Here is a 15,387-nt window from a genome sequence, read left to right as displayed (position 1 = left end):
AAGTCGAAATTTACTTCGAAAAAACACCGCGTTACGGTGCCTGACATGACCGTTTCCGTATGTGGCATCGAGGATGTTCCGGAACTGGTGAAGTCGGTCGCGGGGCTGTTCGCCGAAGACGCCGGGCGCCGTGACCCGTTCATGGACACCGGCTGGCCGGCCCGCGAAGGCGCGGCCTACTACGCGGGTCTCGTCGACGACCCGGCCTGCCTGTGCCTGCTCGCCGGCGACGGCGCGGGTCATCTGGTCGGCCGCCTGCGTCCACCCGATCCGCTCCGGCCCGGCGTGACCAGGGCGGTGCTCGAGAGCATGCGGGTGGCGCCGGAACACCGCCGGTCCGGTGTGGGCGGATCGCTCGTCGACGCCTTCGTGAAGTGGGCTCACGAGCGCGGGGCGAACGAGCTGACCGTGCAGGCGTACGCGCAGAACGAAAGTGCAGTCGCTTTCTACGCGACGTACGGTTTCCGGCCGTTCCTGGTGACCTTGACGCGCCCCTGATCTCCCGGGTCACACTGGTGACCATGGGCATCCTGGACGCTCTGACCACCGGGGATCAGCGGCGCCAGAAGTCGTGCGGGGTGCGGCCGGGCCGGAAGCCGCACGACTCGACCATGGCGGCCGCCTCGGCGAAGCCGTGGCCGACCAGACCGGGCTCGTGGGCGTCACTGCCGAAGGCGACCGCGTCACCGCCGACGTCGAACCACCAGCGGACCACATCGCCCGGCAGCGGCACCTTCGTGTTGACCTCCAGCGCGCGTCCGCTCGAAGCGAGGGCGCGCAGGACCGTGCGGAATTCCTCTTCGAAGTCCGCTGCCACGAACGGCGGACCTTCGGCCGGCCACGACCGCAGCGCGTAGTCGATGTGCGCGAGCACCGCGAAATCGGCCGTCGACTCGACGAGTCCCAGCACTTCGGCGAGGTAGGCCCGCAGGAGCTCACCCGGCGGGCGGCCGGAGATCACGGTGAGCTCGTGGTGGTGGCCGTCGCCGCCCGGCAGGGAGTGCACCGAGCCCAGCACCCGGTCGAAGTCGTGGGCCGCGAGCAGCGCGTCGGCGCGCGGGCGGTGCCAGTGCGGCTCGCTCAGCTCCACCCCCGACAGGATCCGCAGCGACGGAAACCGTGAGCGGCATTCCTCGACGCACGCCAGGTACCCCGAGACGTCCAGGTCCGGCGGCTCCAGGACGCCGTCCGGGCGCAGCCTGACCCGGAAGTGGTCCGGCAGCAGCGGCCGGGTCGGCTCGGGCATCAACCACGGCGTGAGGTCCGCGTGCTCGGTGAACGCCACCGACGGCAGCCCCAGCTCGAGCGCCCGTTCGCACGAGCCGAGCATCGACCCGGTGACCGTGTCCCAGGACCATTCGGTGTGGACATGACCGTCCGGCGGCAAGCTCACCAGCCCCACCGTAGCGCCGGTTTGGGCTAGCGTCTCACGCATGGCGCAGAAGTCGGCGGCGGTCGAGCTCGAGGTAGGGCACCGGACCGTGCGGATCTCCAACCCGGACCGGGTCTACTTCCCGGCCCGCGGCGAGACGAAGCTCGACCTGGTCAACTACTACCTTTCGGTCGGTGACGGCATCGTCAACGCGCTGCGCGAGCGGCCCTGCATGCTGCACCGCTTCCCGTCCGGCGTGGCGGGGGAGAAGGTGCACCAGAAGCGCGTCCCGAACGGCGCGCCGCCGTGGCTGGAGACGGTCCGGGTCGAGTTCCCCCGCTACGGGCGGCACGCGCACGAGCTGTGCGTCACCGAGTTGGCGCACGTCGCGTGGGCGGTGCAGATGTCCACAGTGGAGTTCCACCCGTGGAACTCGCGGCGCGCCGACACCGAGAAGCCGGACGAGTGGCGCATCGACCTGGATCCGATGCCCGACTGCGGCTTCGACCGCGTCCGCCGGGTCGCGCACGTGGCGCACGAAGTCCTCGACGAACTCGGCGCGGTCGGCTGGCCGAAGACCTCCGGTGGCCGCGGCCTGCACATCTACGTCCGGATCGAACCCCGCTGGGGCTTCACCGACGTCCGCCGGGCGGCGCTCGCCTTCGCCCACGAGGTCGAGCGCCGCGCCCCGGACGACGTCACCACGAGCTGGTGGCGCAAGGACCGGGACCCGCGCCTGCTCTTCGTCGACTACAACCAGAACGCGCGCGACCACACGATCGCCGGCGCCTACTCGGTCCGCGGGAACCCCGAGGGCACGGTGTCGACGCCGATCCGCTGGACGGAGATCGACGACGTCGAGCCCGGCGACTTCACGATCGCCACCGTCCCGGCCCGGTTCGCCGAGCTGGGCGACCTCCACGCGGGCATCGACGACGCCGTGTTCTCGCTGGACCCGCTGCTGGAATGGGCCGACCGCGACGGTGTCGAGGAACCACCCGACCCCGGCTGACGTATTTCAGGGTGGCCGGCGGCCCTGGCGCGTCAGTGCAGGCGTTCGATGATCGTCGCGTTGGCGAGGCCGCCCGCTTCGCACATCGTCTGCAGGCCGTAGCGGCCGCCGGTCTGCTCCAGCACCGACAGCAACGTGGTCATGAGCCGGGCGCCGCTGCCGCCGAGCGGGTGGCCGATGGCGATCGCGCCGCCGTTGACGTTGACCTTCGCGAGGTCGGCGCCGATCTCGGCCTGCCAGGCGAGGACGACGCTGGCGAACGCCTCGTTGACCTCGAAGGCGTCGATGTCCGACACGCTCAAGCCCGCCCGGTCCAGGACCTTCCGCGTCGCCGGGATGATGCCGGTCAGCATGAACAGCGGGTCGTCGCCGGCGACGGCGAAGCTGTGGATCCGGGCCCGCGGCCGCAGGCCGAGGGCCTTCGCCGTCTCGCCGCTGGTGATCAGCAGGCCCGCGGCGCCGTCGTTGATCGGCGAGGAGTTGCCCGCGGTCACGTGCCAGCCCAGGCCGGGGAACCGCTGCTCCCAGACGTCGGCGCGGAACGCGGGCTTCAGCCCGGCGAGGATTTCCGGCGTGGTGCCCGGTCGCACGGTCTCGTCGGTCGTGACGTCACGCAGGGCGCCGTCGGGCCCGGGCGCCTTGAGCGGGGCGACTTCGCGCGCGAACTTCCCGTCGGCCCACGCCTTCGCGGCCCGCTGGTGGCTTTCGGCGGAGAACTCATCCAGCTGGGCCCGGCTGAAGCCCCACTTGGCGGCGATGAGCTCCGCGCTGATGCCCTGCGGGACGAGGCCGTCCGGGTAACGGGCGGCGATCTGCGGGCCGAACGGGTCGCGCCCGGCCACCTGGCTGCCCATCGGCACCCGGCTCATCGACTCGACGCCGGAGGCGATCACGACGTCGTAGGCGCCGGCGATGACGCCCTGCGCGGCGAAGTGGACGGCCTGCTGGCTGCTGCCGCACTGGCGGTCGACGGTCACCGCGGGGACCGACTCCGGCAGGCCGGCGGCGAGCGCGGCCCAGCGGGCGGTGTTCATGCTCTGCTCGCCGATCTGGCCGACGGCGCCGCTGATCACGTCGTCGATCCGGGCCGGGTCGACGCCGGTGCGCTCCACCAGCGACCGCAGCGCGTGGGCATGCAGGTCGACCGGGTGCACCCCGGCCAGTGCGCCGGTGGGCTTGCCCTTGCCGATCGGGGTCCGTACCGCGTCGACGATCACCGCGTCCGTCATGACGTCTGCCTCCTCGCAGATCGGGATGACATCGGTATAGCCGGGTCAGTTGGATTCCACAACTGAGCTGTTCCTCAGGTCACATGCGATTGACGTGCTAGGTTGGATTTTCAACCCCATGGAGGTGGCATGGTCCGGCGTGGTCGCGAGTGCTCGGTCACCGAGGCCCTCGAGGTCGTCGGCGAGCGGTGGAGCCTGCTGGCCCTGCGCGAGATCATGCTGGGGGAGCGGCGGTTCAACCAGATCGCCGAGAACACCGGCGCCAGCCGGGACATCCTGGCCGCGCGGCTGCGCAAGCTCGTCGACGCGGGCGTGCTCGAGAAGGTCCAGTACGAGGCCCACCCGCCCCGCCACGAGTACCACCCGACGGAAGCCGGCCGCGCGCTCCAGCCGATCTTGCTCGGCCTGATGGCCTGGGGCGACCAGTACGTCCACCAGGGTGAACCGCCGACGCTGTGGCGGCACGCCTGCGGCGAGGAGCTGAGGCCGGTCAGCGTCTGCGCGCACTGCGGGGAGCCGGTCAACGCGCCGGGCACCCACGCGATCCGCCTCGGCGCCGTGCGCTGACGACCGCCTGACTCCCGGGACGTCGCGCCGTGCCAGGATGGCGGCGAGGCGGCTTTCGCGGACGGAGGTGGGCTCGTGCGGATCCTGGTCACGGGTGGGACCGGCCAGCTGGGCGGCGCGGTGGTGGCGCGGCTGCGCGCGGCGGAGGACGACGAGGTCCGCGTGCTGAGCCGGCGGGCCGGCCCGGACGTCGTCCGGGGTGATCTGCGGACCGGGCGCGGCATCGACAGCGCGGTGTCCGGGGTGGACGTGGTCGTCCACTGCGCCACCGACTTCCGGCACGAGACGGCGATCGCGCGCACGCTGATCGAGGCCGCGCGCTGGGCCGGCGGCCCGCACCTGCTCTACGTCTCGATCGTCGGCGTGGACCGCGTCCCGCTCGGCTACTACCGCACCAAGCACGAGACCGAGCAGGTCCTCGCCGCGTCGGGGCTGCCGGTCACGATCCTGCGGGCCACCCAGTTCCACGCGCTGGTCCGGACGCTCTTCGCGGGCGCGTCCCGGCTGCCGGTGCTGCCCGTGCCGCGCTTTTCGTTCCAGCCGGTGGACGTCCGGGACGTCGCGGAGCGGCTCGCGGACCTCGCGCTGGGCGACCCGGCCGGCCGCGTCGACGACTTCGGCGGTCCGGAGATCCTTTCGGCGGCGGAACTCGCCCAGGCGGTCGCCGAGGCGAGCGGACGGCCGCGGCGGATCGTGCCGCTGAGCGTGCCGGGGGAGATCTTCCGGGCGTACGCGGGAGGCGGCCACCTGGCGCCGGACCACCGCGACGGCAAGATCACCTTCGCGCGGTACCTGGCGGAACTGGCCGATCCGGGCGTGCTGCGCTACCGGAAGCGCTAGACCGGCTTTAGCCCGGGTAGCTGCCCGGAGACTTCGCTGCCCTGGCCGATCACTGCCTGGCGCAGCTTTCGCGGTCCTCGGCGCGCTCGGGCTGAGCCTGCGCCCGGGACGACCGGACGGCAGTCTGGCGGTGGGGCCGAGAGCCGGCCGACCGAATCGGGGGTGCGCGATGATCCGCTGGGTGACGTTCGACTGCTTCGGCACGCTCGTGGACTGGCGCCACGGCATCGGGACCGGCCTCGAGCTGCTGTTCCCCGGCCGCGGTGCCGAGCTGCTCGAGGTGTACAACCGATTCGAACCGCAGGTCCAGGCCGAGGTGCCGGTGCGGCGGTACCGGGAGGTCCTCGCGGAGTCGCTCCGCCGGACCGCGGCCGAGGCCGGCCTCGAGCTGGTCGCCGACGACGCGTCCGTGCTCGGGACCGGCCTGCCGTACTGGCCGGTCTTCCCGGACACCCGGCCGGCGCTGACCGCGTTGCGCGAAGCGGGCTGGCGGCTCGCCTTGCTGACCAACTGCGACCGCGACCTCATCGGGGAGACCCAACGACGGCTCGTGGTGCCGATCGACGCGATCGTGACGGCCGAGGACGCCGGCGGGTACAAGCCCGGCCACGGCCACTTCAAGCGGTTCGCGGCTTCCTTCGACGCCACCGCCGGGAACTGGGTGCACGTGGCCCAGAGCCACTTCCACGACATGGTGCCGGCCCGGGCGCTGGGCATCCCGCGGGTGTGGATCAACCGGCACGGCGACCCGCACGACCCGGCGGTGGCCGACGCGGTGCTGCCCGGCCTGGCCGGTCTCGTCCCGGCGGTCGAGCGCGTCCACGCGGCTCGTTAGCCGGGTGGCCGGCGGCGCGGCGACCGCCTGGTCGCAGGACACGACGGTGACGCCGTCGAGGGGCAGGCAAGGCCTGGCGGCATCCTGCCAGCCGGGTCCGCCGGCACGGTCGGGCCGGGTTTGCTGGAGTTTCGGGCAAAACGGTTGACCGTCCCCGGGCGGCCTCGCACGCTGAACCGGATCAGCGGACCCCAGCGACCGAACGAGGTACCCGATGGGCAGGGTGCGGGGGATGCCCCGGCAGGCCGACATCGCGCGGGTCGCCGGCGTCTCGCAGGCGACGGTGTCGGTGGTGCTGGGCGGCAACCGCACCGGCGTCCGGCTGTCGGAGCGGACGCGGCTGCGCGTGCTGGAGGCCGCCGAACGGCTGGGCTACGTGCCCGACCCGGTGGCGAAGCGGCTGGCCTCGTCGCGGGACAACCTCCTCGGCGTCTACACCTCGACCCCGGCGTTCGCCGGCTCCGGCGCCCCGATCCTGGCCGGCGTCGAGGCCGAGGCGGCCGCGCTCGGCAAGGACCTGATCATGTTCACCGCGTCCGGCGCGGCGCCCGACCACGCGCGGATCCGCCGAACGCGGCTCGCCGACGGCTGCCTGTTCCTCGGCGGGCACGTGCCGGCCGACGCGCTCGGCGAGCTGCTCACCGCCGGGTTCCCGATCGTCTCCATCGGACGCCGCGCGGAGCTGGGCGGCCGCGTTCCCCATGTGGGCGCGGACTACGTGGCCGCATCGGCGGAGGTGATCACCCGGCTGGCGCGCGCGGGGCACCGGCGCGTCCGCTACCTGCGCGAGCCGGCCGACGCCCCGTCGTCGGGCGACCGTGAGCGCGGGACGCGCGCCGCGGCGGCCGACGGCGGCCTGTCGGTGGTGGTGACCCGCACCGACGGCGCCGACCTCGGCGCGCCGGCGATCCGCCGTTGGCTCGACGACGGCGTGACGGCGCTGGTGGTCGAGGAGACCGAAACGGGCGCGGTGTTCCACGCGACGCGGCGAGCCCTGCGCGAGGCCGGGGTTTCGGTGCCGGGCGACGTCTCGCTGGCGGTGCTGGGCCGGCCACCGGGTGGCACGCCGGGCCCCGAGATCAGCGGCTTCGAGGTACCGGGGCGGGCACTGGGGCGTGCGGCGGTCCGGCTGCTGGTGTCCCTGGTGGACCCGGGCGCGGGCGAGCCCGCGCCGCACCGCCTGCTGAGCTGCCCACCGGTGATGGGGGAGACGATCGCGACGGTTTCCTGACAGCGCGGCTGACCGGACGTTCACTCCCCGGCGGGCGCGGGCTCTTCGGTGGCGGCCGTCGACGGCTGCTTCCACTTGAGCTTCACTTCGAACTGGCCCTCCAAACCGGTTTTCGCGATCACCGCACCGGCTTCGGCCGAGAGCTTCACGCCGAACTTGATCTCCACCTCGTCCGGTTTGCGGGTCATCGCCTGGAACTGGCCGAGGGCGGCGGACGCCGCGTCCTTCACCGCGCCCAGCGCCCGCTCGAACGACACCTTCGCGTCGAGCACGAGATCGTCGCGGCGGGACACCCGGGCGGTCGCCGGTCCGGTGTCGACCTCGACCACCACGTCGCCGCCCTGCTGCAGCTCGAACCGCGCCAGCTCCGTCACGCCTGCTCCTTCACTGTCCACACGGGATGTCCAGCCACTCGCCGGCCGGCACTCTCAGGCGGACGATGTCCAGGCCCTTCAGCAACTCGCCCAGCCGCGAGGGGTCGCTGAGGAACTCCAGCACCGCCCGGTAGAACGCCCCGGTCATCGTGGCCGGCATCAGGTCGGAGGCGTCGAAGCACAGCCGCTGCTGCGGCGACGTCAGTGTCGAGGAGACCTGGCGGCTCACCACGTCGTCGTAGACGCCTCCGACGTTCCGGTCGACCGAGAACACGCTGCCCCGGTGGATGCCGGGCCAGATGCGCTGCGCCTCGTCCGAGGCGAGGTACTTCATCAGCTCGCGCGCCTGCGGGGTGTCGTGGAACATCGCGGCGAGGTCGGCGGACACCTCCGACACCTCGGGCCCGGGGAAGGGGAAGAACGCGAACCCGCTGCCGGGCCGGGGCGTGCTGCCGTCGGCGCGCTTCATGCCGAGGTAACGGGCCATGACGAACGAAGCCTGGTGCTCCAGCACGCACCCGGCCGGCCGGGTGAACAGTCCCCGCCCGGCGTCGCCGAAGTCCGTCAGCAACGCCGCGGGTGCCCCGTCGCGGACCGCACCCGGCGCGGCGACCAGCGCGCCCCAGTCCTGCCACGCCTGGCGCACCTGCGGTGAATCCCACGGCAGCTTGCCCGCCGCCCACCGCCGGTAGGTGTCGGGGCCGGCCGAGTGCAGCAGGATGTCCTCGATCCAGTCCGTCCCGGGCCAGCCGGAGGTCGCCGTCGCGCCCATGCCGAGGCACCACGGCGTGCGGCCGTCGACGGTCAGCTGCCGGCTGAGCGCGAGCAGGGCGTCCCACGTGCCCGGCCGGGCACCGCGAAGGTTGGTGACGTCGTACCAGATTGCGCTCTTCAGGTCGGCCTTGACGGCGACGGCGTACTGCTGCCCGGTGCCGGCCTTCTCCAGCTCCAGCCACTGCTTGCCGAAGCCCGGCTGCGGGCCGAGCAGGGCGTCGAGCGGCTTGAGCTTCCCACGCCGGGCGTAGGTGGCCAGCGATCCCGGGTTCGGCAGCACCGCGACGTCGGGGGCGGTGCCGCGCTGGACGTCGGAGGCGAGCACCTGGTCGAGGGCGCGGGTGCCCTGGTAGTCGACCTCGATGCCGGTGTCGGCGGTGAACGCCCGGAGCACCGTGCGGAAGTCGTCCTCCTCGGCGCCGGTCCACGACGCCAGCACGGCGACCCGGCCGGCGCCACCCGTCCCGCAGGCGCTCGCGCCGAGCAACAGCACGACGAGCGCGAGCAGCCGCAGTTTCGTCCACAGTGGATTCTTCATGCGCGGTACCGGTATTCGTCGATGCGGCGCGACATGCCCCACGCGATCAGCCCGAGCGCGGCGATCGAGAACGCCGGGGCGAGGTACTCGATCCCGCCGGAGTCGGCCGCGTCGCGGGCGGCGGCGGCGACGCCCGTCGCGCCCTCGGCGACCTTGCGCTCGTGGGCGGCGGTCGCGGCGAACCGGGGCTGGGCCGTGAAGTCCGCGACTGTGCTGCCGCAGCCGGCCGCCGGGTCGCAGTAGCGGGTCAGCAGCGCCACCAGCCCGGTCCGCCCGGAGGTGTCGGCCACGGCGATCCCGGTCTGCCGGTCGGCGAGCACCGTGTCGGTCCGGGCCCGGACGTCGTCGAGCCGCAGCTGCAGTCCCAGCGCGACGGCGAGAGTGACGCCGACGCCGACGGTCAGCGCGGTGGCCCCCACCAGCGGCAGGTTGAACCGGCGGCGGAACCGGCGCCACAGGTACCACTGGGTGCCCACCAGCAGCGCGGCCGCCGCGGCCGGGGCGAGCAGCCACACCGGCAGCAGGCCCGGGCTCATCCCGTCGTCGAGCTGGTCGTCGAGCTCCGCCCGCTGCAGCCCCTGCAACGCCGTCAGCTGCGCGAGCACGCCGTCCGGGCCGTGCAGCAGCCGCGAGGCGTACCACAGGTCGGCCGCGCCCAGCACCTCGCTGGGCCGTGGCTTTTCGCCCGGTTGCGGGAGGTGCGCGTCCGGCGTCCCGACCGCCCGGAAGTGTGCGTCCGCCTGCCCGACGGCACCGGAGTAGGCCGCGACCAGTCCCTCCACCACCTGCAGGATGCCGGTGCCGGCGGCCCCGGCCTGGTTGGCCTCGGCGACCTTGGCGAGGCTCTGGCTGGCGCTGGCGAGGTTGTTCGCGTAGTCCTGGCCAGGACCGGTGAGCGTCGCGTGCGTGCGGAAAGCTTCGATCGCGGCCTGGTCGGCTTCGCTCAGCGCGGCGCGGGCCGCCGCCACCTCCAGCACCGCCTCGGTCGTGTGGTCGCGCACCGTCCGGGCGGCGTCGAGGACGCTGAGCACCGCCCCCAGCGACACCGCGAGCATCACCAGCGTCGTGGCGAGCAGCAGCACGAGCAGGCGGACCAGCCGGACCCGCGTGCGGGTCGGGCGGAGGGCCGGTGCCCCGGCGGGCGCGGTCACGCCGTCGCCTCGGCCAGCGGGGCCCGGCAGCCCGTGCAGAACCGCGCTCCCGCAGGGGAGAGCTTCCGGCACTTCGGGCAGGCGACCGGCGGCTGGCCCGGGGCAGGCTCCGGCTCACCGGCCGTCGGCTCCGGCCCGATCCGGGACACACGGGAGATCACCACGTTGAGGATCGCGCTGCGCCCGGCGTCGGGGCGCAGCCGGACCCGGCCGGCCCCGGCGTCGAGAACGTCGACCACCCGGCGCAGCCGGGCGAGGATCTCTTCGTTGCCCTGCTCGGTGGCGAGCCGGACCGCGGTGCCCCACGCCCGTTCGGCGTCTTCGGCCCGGTTCGCGGCCAGGGCGTTCCCGCCCGCGGTGAGCGCCTCCGCGAGTTCGGCCTGCGCGGTGTACTGCAGCACCATCGGATGCACGAGAGTGGGCTGCACCCGGTCGTGCGTCCACCGGCCGACCACCACGGCCTCGTCGTCCGCTCGCACGCCGGCCACCGGCTCGAAGGCGGCCCAGGCGAGCTGACGGTCCTCCTCGTAGCTGGGCTCCAGGGCCGGGTCGAGGTCGACGCGGACGTGGTAGTCCCGGGACTCCGCGCCGGAGAAGGAACCCAGCGACAGCACCACCTCGCCGTCGCCGGCCGGGCGGCAGCGGTCGGTGAGGTCGTACTCGTGGGGCCGCACCTGCTTGACGAACCGCAGCGAGCTGTAGCCCATCGTGCCGATCCGCAGCCGGACCTCGGGCAGCACCTTCGTGAGCGCCGCGCCGATCAGCTCCCGGAAGTCCCCGGTCAGCTTCCGGTCCTCGACGACCGAATCGGCGCCACCCCGCAGGACCTTCACGATCTCGGCGAGTTCGTCGGGCACCCAGCCGTCCCCGACCCCGCGGGCGTCGCAGACGAACCGCCCTTCGCACGAGTTGAGGGTGCTGACCAGTTCTTCGCGCGTCTCCGACTGGTTCTTGCCGTCGGTGAGCAGGATCGCGTGGCAGACCGCGCCGGCGTGGCCGGCGAACAGCCTTCTCGCGAGGTCGAGCCACCGGCCCATCGCGGTGCCGCCGTAGGCGCCCAGGTGCGCGACCTCCCGCCGCGCCGTGCGCCGGGTTTCCTCCGACGCCGCGACGAGGTGTTCGTCGTGCGGGTAGACCATGGTCGCGATCTCGGTGCCCCGCACCACGGCGAACAGCACGCCGTCGGGCAGGACGTCGATCGCGGCCGCGGCCGCGCGCTTGGCCTCCTCGATCTTCGTGTGCGGATGACGCATCGAGCTGGAACAGTCGACCAGCAGCACCTCCGCGGCCGTGGCGGGCGGCCGGGCGGGGCCGCCGCGCGCGGTCACCGACAGGATCGCGTGCATCGCGGTGTCCCCCTCGGCCAGGAACTTCTGCTGGTGCACGTCGATGCTCAGCTCCGCCCCGCTCATCGCCGCCGGCTCCCCTCGTGTCCGCTCGCTCAGATCCAGCTCGCCGGCCTGGTCGCGTTGGCCAGGTCGGTCAGCACGTCGTGCGCGTGCCTGCTGCCGGGCGCCCGCCACGCCAGGCCGCGCAGCGCCGCCGACAGCCCGGCGCGCAGCCCCTTCCGGGTCGGTTCCGCGCCGCAGAGCGGCTCCGCGAGCTCGCCGTGGCATTCGAGCGCCGTCTGCAGCAGGAGCGCCCGCAGCCGGATGGTGGCCGCTTCGCCGAGTTGCTGTTCCATGCCGGACAGCCGTTCGTCGGCTTCGTGGAGCCGGCGTTCGGACGGCGCGGCGCCCGGCAGCTTCCCCGCCAGCACCCGGATCCCGGCGATCCGGGCCGCCTCGTCGTGCCGCGAGAACTCCGGGACCTCGTCGAGCACGCGCACCGCGGCCGCCCGGTCGCCACGCGCCAGCGCCACCCTGGCCAGCCCGAACGCGGCGTTCACCGGCCCGCGGTGCACCCACTGGACGTCTTCGTCGTCGCGCCTCCGGGGCACCCACAGGGCGTCGTAGAAGGGTTCCGGGTCCGCTCTGGTGTGCTCCGCGCACAGGCCCAGCGCCAGTTTCGGCGTCTCCTCGCCGGGGATGTCGCGGTAGGCCGCCTCGAAGTGCTCGGCCGCGGTCTCGGCGTCCCCGCGGGCCAGCGCGATCAGGCCGTGGTGCCACGAGACGCGCCAGTCGTGCCCGGCGCGGCCGGCGAGCACGCGCTCGGCGGCCGCCAGGCGCTGGGCGGCGGCGTCCACAGTGGCATCGCCCGCGACGGCCAGTTCCAGCAACGCCCGCAGCCGCCGGAATTCGACCTCGGGCGACGACGCCATCCGCTCCAGCTTCTTCAGCAGCCGTCCGGCGTCCGGGGCGCGGACGCTGCGCAGGAACGCGATCTGCTCGTCGTGCGGGTCTTCCCGGGGCACCGGGAGCCCGAGCGCGATGTCGGGCGGAGACGGCCGCGCACCCAGCGAAAGCTCGATGCCCGCGGTCCAGTGCTCCAGGGGCGGTGGCTGGCCGAGGCCCGCGTCCAGCAGCACGGTGGGTTCGGCGAACAGGGTCGAGACGGCCGGCCGGGGCCTGCGGTCGCGCAGCGACAGGATCTCGTTGAGCACGCCGTCCAGCTGCACGAGCATTTCGCGCGCACTGGCGAACCGTTGCTCGTACGGCGCCGTCGCGCGCGCGAGCACGTGCCGGAAGCTGCGGATGCCGAAGGCGATCTCGCTGTTCTCCGCGCCCGGCAGCGCCCCGTCGCCGGCTTCGAACAGTTCCCGCAGCGTCTTGCCGACGGTGTGGACGTCGGAGCGGACGGTCAGCCGGTGCCGGCGCAGTTCCTCCTCCGGCGCCTCGTAGTGCTTCGTGCCGACCCGCGGGCTTTCGTGGTCGTCGATCCGCCGGATCCCGCCGAAGTCGATCACCTTGATCCGCTGCTCGCCGTGGATCACGTTGTCCGGCTTCATGTCGCAGTACAGCAGGTCCTGGTCGTGCAGGTAGGCCAGCGCGGTGAGGATCTCCCGGCCGTAGACGACGACGTGCTCGGTCAGCAGCCTGCCCTCCGCCGCGTCCAGGATCGCCCGGCTCCGGTTCTTCACCTCGCGCAGCGAGAGCCCGTCGACGTACTCCATCACGATGTAGCGGGAGTCGCCGTGGGTCACCACGTCGAAGATCCGCACGATGTTCGGGTGCTCGAGGGCGACGAGCACCTCGCTTTCGTTTTCCGCGAGCCGGATCGCCGCGGTGTTGTTGACGTCGATCAGGCCTTTCAGCGCGACGTGCCGGCGGAGCCGGTCGTCGGTCGCGAGGTAGACGAAGCCTTGCCCGCCGCGGGCGATGCAGCCTTCGACGTCGTAGCGGTCCGCCACCCGGTCGCCGGGCCGCAGCCGGGGAACGAAGGAGAACGGGCTGCCGCAGTAGGGGCAGAAGCCCTCCTCGGGCGCCGGTTGCCCGGCCACCCGGCGGCCGACCGGCTTGCCGCAGCCGCGTTTCCCGCAGAACCTGTCGTCTTCGGGCACCTCCGGCTGGGTGAGCAGCCGCTCGGATCGGTCGGGCAGGCGGACCACCGGCAGCGGGGCCTCGTCGTCCCCGGTGGTCTGCAGCGGCCGGGTGGCGGCCGTGGGGGTGACCCGGGTGTCGGCGTCCGGCGGCGGGCTCACCGTCGTCGTTTGGTCAGTGCCGGTCAGGTCGGTCAGGTGGTCGGTGTCGGTCGGGGCGGTCGGGGCCGGCGGCTGGAAACCGCATTTCCTGCAGTACCCCTTCCGGCCGAGCGTGCCGGTGCACGCCTCTCTCGGGCACGCCGTCACGGGCGGCTCCAGATCCTGCGTCGCACCGCGGCCGCGTAGGTCTTCAGGGCCCGCTCGGCCGCGTCGAGATCACCGGGGGCCACCCACAGCGCGTTCCACGCCAGGCCGTACGTCCGATCGAGCTCGGGGTCCTCGACCAGGCCGTGGTTGCGGGCCATCTCGGAGTAGCCGTCCAGCCGTGCCCGCAGTTCCGCTCGCCGCGCGAGCAGGCGGTCGAGGACCGCGCGCCGCTCGCGGCCGTCCTCGACCGCCAGGGCCACCTTCCGCTCACATTCGCCGAGATGGCGCGCGACCCAGTCGAGGTCACCCTCGGCCTCGGCCGCGCGCAGCAGGTTGGCCCCGGCACGCAGCCGGTTCGCGCGCGGGCGCACCGGCTCGGCCCCGGTGAAGCGGTTCGCCACGGTGGCCTGGAACTCTTCGATCGCGGCGAGTTCGTCGAGGTCTTTGGTGAGGACGTCGAGGCGCCCGCTCAGATCGTCCTCGGCCGGCCGGGACACATCGGGGATGGAGCGGACGACGGTCACGCCCGGCGACGACTCCCGGCGGAACGCCAGCACCAGCCGGAGGCCGAGCCGGTCCGCCCGGCCGATCAGCGGGGCGAGCACCTCGCGCACCAGCCGGTCCGGCTCGGCGGCGTCGTCGATGCCGTCGACGACCAGGGTGCGGTCGCGCCTGGGGCGGGTGGCGGCGTCGACGCCACCGAACCGGTCCTCGATGCGGCCGCTGACTTCGTCGGCGGTCTTGCCAGAGGCGTCCACGGCCAGGTCGACCGCACCCGCCGGGGGCGGATCGCCGGCGTCGGCGGGTGGCCTCGGGGCGCCGAACGAGCGTTCCCGGTCGGCGTGCACCACGCCCAGCCGAAGGGCGTTGGCGGTCGCCGACTCCTCGCCGCCGGTGACGACCACCCAGACCGCGCCGGAGCCGGGGTCGGACAGCCAGTTCCGCAGCCGCCGCACGAACGACACGTCCACGGCGCCGTCCGGCCGGACGAAGCTCTCGTCGACGGCGGGCTCGCCGGTGGACCACTCCCGCAGCCGCGGCAGGTGGCCGAGCATGGTCTCGACCGGGATCATCCACGCGACCCGGCCGCCCTCGCCGGTGTACCTGCCGACGATCATGCCGACGACGACCCCGGTGGCCTCGTCGAGCACGGCGGTGCCGCTGAACCCCGGCTCGATCGGCTCGGCCTCGGCGGTCTTGTTCAGCTGGATCCACTCGCAGCCGGGGCCGCCTTCGCCGACGAGCCTGCCGAACGTCCACAGCCCGGCGTCCGCACCGGCCGGGAACCCGTAGGCGCGCACCAGCTGGTGGTCGCGCAGGGACATCCGGTGCAGCGGCGCGCCGGACACGCCGGCCGCCGGTTCGTCGAGGCGCAGCAGGGCGATGTCCCCGCGCTCGTCGTCGGTTTCCGGCACCCAGCCGTCCGCCACCACGGTGGCGTGGCCGGAGCCGGTGCCGGGCAGGCCGACGAAGTCGACGGCGATCCGCGCTTCCGGGCCACCGCACTGTTCGACGACGTGGGCGCAGGTCAGCAGGTGCCGTTCGTCGAGCATCGTGCCGGCGCCGTGGATGCGGCCCGGATCGTCGCGCAGCCGGACCCGCCACCGGCGTCGCTCGCCCTCCAGCCCCATTGCCCGGACCCTACGCCGACGACGGTCCGGGTGGCGTGACTCCGCCGAACTGAGCCATCCTGGACCATCGAACTCACCCGGATGGAGCGCCCGAAAGAGCTGATCC

General features: G+C 73.5%; 14 protein-coding genes. 6 read left to right on the top strand and 8 right to left on the bottom strand.

The genetic code is table 11. The annotated features are described in order from the left end of the window. Window positions 1–45: 45 nt before the first annotated feature. The gene (locus AB0M82_RS04985) at window positions 46–498 is read left to right on the top strand and encodes a GNAT family N-acetyltransferase (RefSeq protein ID WP_364717790.1); all 453 of its coding nucleotides are present in this window, start codon (window positions 46–48) and stop codon (window positions 496–498) included. A 55-nt stretch (window positions 499–553) separates the two neighbouring features. On the opposite strand, the gene AB0M82_RS04980 is transcribed toward AB0M82_RS04985, so the two are convergent. Then, entirely contained in the window at window positions 554–1,393 is an 840-nt protein-coding gene (locus AB0M82_RS04980) for a PHP domain-containing protein (RefSeq protein WP_364717789.1), read from the bottom strand. A 40-nt stretch (window positions 1,394–1,433) separates the two neighbouring features. On the opposite strand from AB0M82_RS04980, the gene ligD reads away from it, so the two are divergent. Beyond that, window positions 1,434–2,384: a non-homologous end-joining DNA ligase gene (gene ligD, locus AB0M82_RS04975; RefSeq protein ID WP_364717787.1), complete on the top strand. Its 951-nt coding sequence runs from the start codon at window positions 1,434–1,436 to the stop codon at window positions 2,382–2,384. Window positions 2,385–2,416: 32 nt separating this feature from the next. Here the strand turns inward: ligD and AB0M82_RS04970 are convergent, their stop codons facing one another. After that, entirely contained in the window at window positions 2,417–3,613 is a 1,197-nt protein-coding gene (locus AB0M82_RS04970) for a thiolase family protein (RefSeq protein ID WP_364717785.1), read from the bottom strand. Between the two features lie 129 nt (window positions 3,614–3,742). Between AB0M82_RS04970 and AB0M82_RS04965 the strand changes: the two genes are divergently transcribed. From AB0M82_RS04965 to AB0M82_RS04950, 4 genes are all read left to right on the top strand, one after another. Continuing rightward, a complete protein-coding gene (locus tag AB0M82_RS04965) occupies window positions 3,743–4,180 on the top strand; it encodes a helix-turn-helix domain-containing protein (RefSeq protein ID WP_364717784.1) in 438 nt (145 codons plus the stop codon). A gap of 75 nt (window positions 4,181–4,255) precedes the next feature. After that, the gene (locus AB0M82_RS04960; protein WP_364717783.1) at window positions 4,256–5,020 is read left to right on the top strand and encodes an SDR family oxidoreductase; all 765 of its coding nucleotides are present in this window, start codon (window positions 4,256–4,258) and stop codon (window positions 5,018–5,020) included. A gap of 169 nt (window positions 5,021–5,189) precedes the next feature. Then, complete coding sequence (locus AB0M82_RS04955; protein ID WP_364717781.1) at window positions 5,190–5,855, top strand: HAD family hydrolase; 666 nt, start codon at window positions 5,190–5,192, stop codon at window positions 5,853–5,855. Window positions 5,856–6,069: 214 nt separating this feature from the next. Beyond that, on the top strand, window positions 6,070–7,086 hold the full coding sequence (locus AB0M82_RS04950) for a LacI family DNA-binding transcriptional regulator (protein WP_364717780.1): 1,017 nt from the start codon (window positions 6,070–6,072) through the stop codon (window positions 7,084–7,086). A gap of 20 nt (window positions 7,087–7,106) precedes the next feature. Here AB0M82_RS04950 and AB0M82_RS04945 read toward each other — a convergent pair whose 3' ends face one another. Genes AB0M82_RS04945 through AB0M82_RS04920 form a run of 6 tightly spaced genes read right to left on the bottom strand, consistent with a single transcriptional unit; the run spans window position 7,107 to window position 15,281 of the window. Continuing rightward, a complete protein-coding gene (locus AB0M82_RS04945; protein ID WP_364717778.1) occupies window positions 7,107–7,460 on the bottom strand; it encodes a CU044_2847 family protein in 354 nt (117 codons plus the stop codon). Window positions 7,461–7,470: 10 nt separating this feature from the next. Continuing rightward, on the bottom strand, window positions 7,471–8,772 hold the full coding sequence (locus AB0M82_RS04940) for an ABC transporter substrate-binding protein (protein WP_364717776.1): 1,302 nt from the start codon (window positions 8,770–8,772) through the stop codon (window positions 7,471–7,473). Continuing rightward, entirely contained in the window at window positions 8,769–9,923 is a 1,155-nt protein-coding gene (locus AB0M82_RS04935; RefSeq protein WP_364717775.1) for a hypothetical protein, read from the bottom strand. The genes AB0M82_RS04940 and AB0M82_RS04935 overlap by 4 nt, the downstream gene beginning before the upstream one ends. Continuing rightward, a complete protein-coding gene (locus AB0M82_RS04930) occupies window positions 9,920–11,335 on the bottom strand; it encodes a VWA domain-containing protein (protein ID WP_364717773.1) in 1,416 nt (471 codons plus the stop codon). The genes AB0M82_RS04935 and AB0M82_RS04930 overlap by 4 nt, the downstream gene beginning before the upstream one ends. Before the next feature lie 29 nt (window positions 11,336–11,364). Then, complete coding sequence (locus tag AB0M82_RS04925) at window positions 11,365–13,650, bottom strand: tetratricopeptide repeat protein (protein WP_364717772.1); 2,286 nt, start codon at window positions 13,648–13,650, stop codon at window positions 11,365–11,367. Next, entirely contained in the window at window positions 13,647–15,281 is a 1,635-nt protein-coding gene (locus tag AB0M82_RS04920) for a trypsin-like peptidase domain-containing protein (RefSeq protein WP_364717771.1), read from the bottom strand. The genes AB0M82_RS04925 and AB0M82_RS04920 overlap by 4 nt, the downstream gene beginning before the upstream one ends. Window positions 15,282–15,387: the final 106 nt, after the last annotated feature.

This window comes from Amycolatopsis sp. NPDC051128 (assembly GCF_040682715.1).
Lineage (GTDB): Bacteria > Actinomycetota > Actinomycetes > Mycobacteriales > Pseudonocardiaceae > Amycolatopsis.
The sequence above is the reverse complement of the archived record's forward strand: the minus strand, read 5'-3'. Positions and strand labels throughout refer to the sequence as shown.

What these genes read in the sequence shown, in the direction of transcription:
- AB0M82_RS04985 (WP_364717790.1), top strand. Translation starts at nt 46, where the DNA reads ATGACCGTTTCCGTATGTGGCATCGAGGATGTTCCGGAACTGGTGAAG.
- ligD (WP_364717787.1), top strand. Translation starts at nt 1,434, where the DNA reads ATGGCGCAGAAGTCGGCGGCGGTCGAGCTCGAGGTAGGGCACCGGACC.
- AB0M82_RS04970 (WP_364717785.1), bottom strand. Translation starts at nt 3,613, where the DNA reads ATGACGGACGCGGTGATCGTCGACGCGGTACGGACCCCGATCGGCAAG.
- AB0M82_RS04965 (WP_364717784.1), top strand. Translation starts at nt 3,743, where the DNA reads ATGGTCCGGCGTGGTCGCGAGTGCTCGGTCACCGAGGCCCTCGAGGTC.
- AB0M82_RS04955 (WP_364717781.1), top strand. Translation starts at nt 5,190, where the DNA reads ATGATCCGCTGGGTGACGTTCGACTGCTTCGGCACGCTCGTGGACTGG.
- AB0M82_RS04950 (WP_364717780.1), top strand. Translation starts at nt 6,070, where the DNA reads ATGGGCAGGGTGCGGGGGATGCCCCGGCAGGCCGACATCGCGCGGGTC.
- AB0M82_RS04940 (WP_364717776.1), bottom strand. Translation starts at nt 8,772, where the DNA reads ATGAAGAATCCACTGTGGACGAAACTGCGGCTGCTCGCGCTCGTCGTG.
- AB0M82_RS04930 (WP_364717773.1), bottom strand. Translation starts at nt 11,335, where the DNA reads ATGAGCGGGGCGGAGCTGAGCATCGACGTGCACCAGCAGAAGTTCCTG.
- AB0M82_RS04920 (WP_364717771.1), bottom strand. Translation starts at nt 15,281, where the DNA reads ATGGGGCTGGAGGGCGAGCGACGCCGGTGGCGGGTCCGGCTGCGCGAC.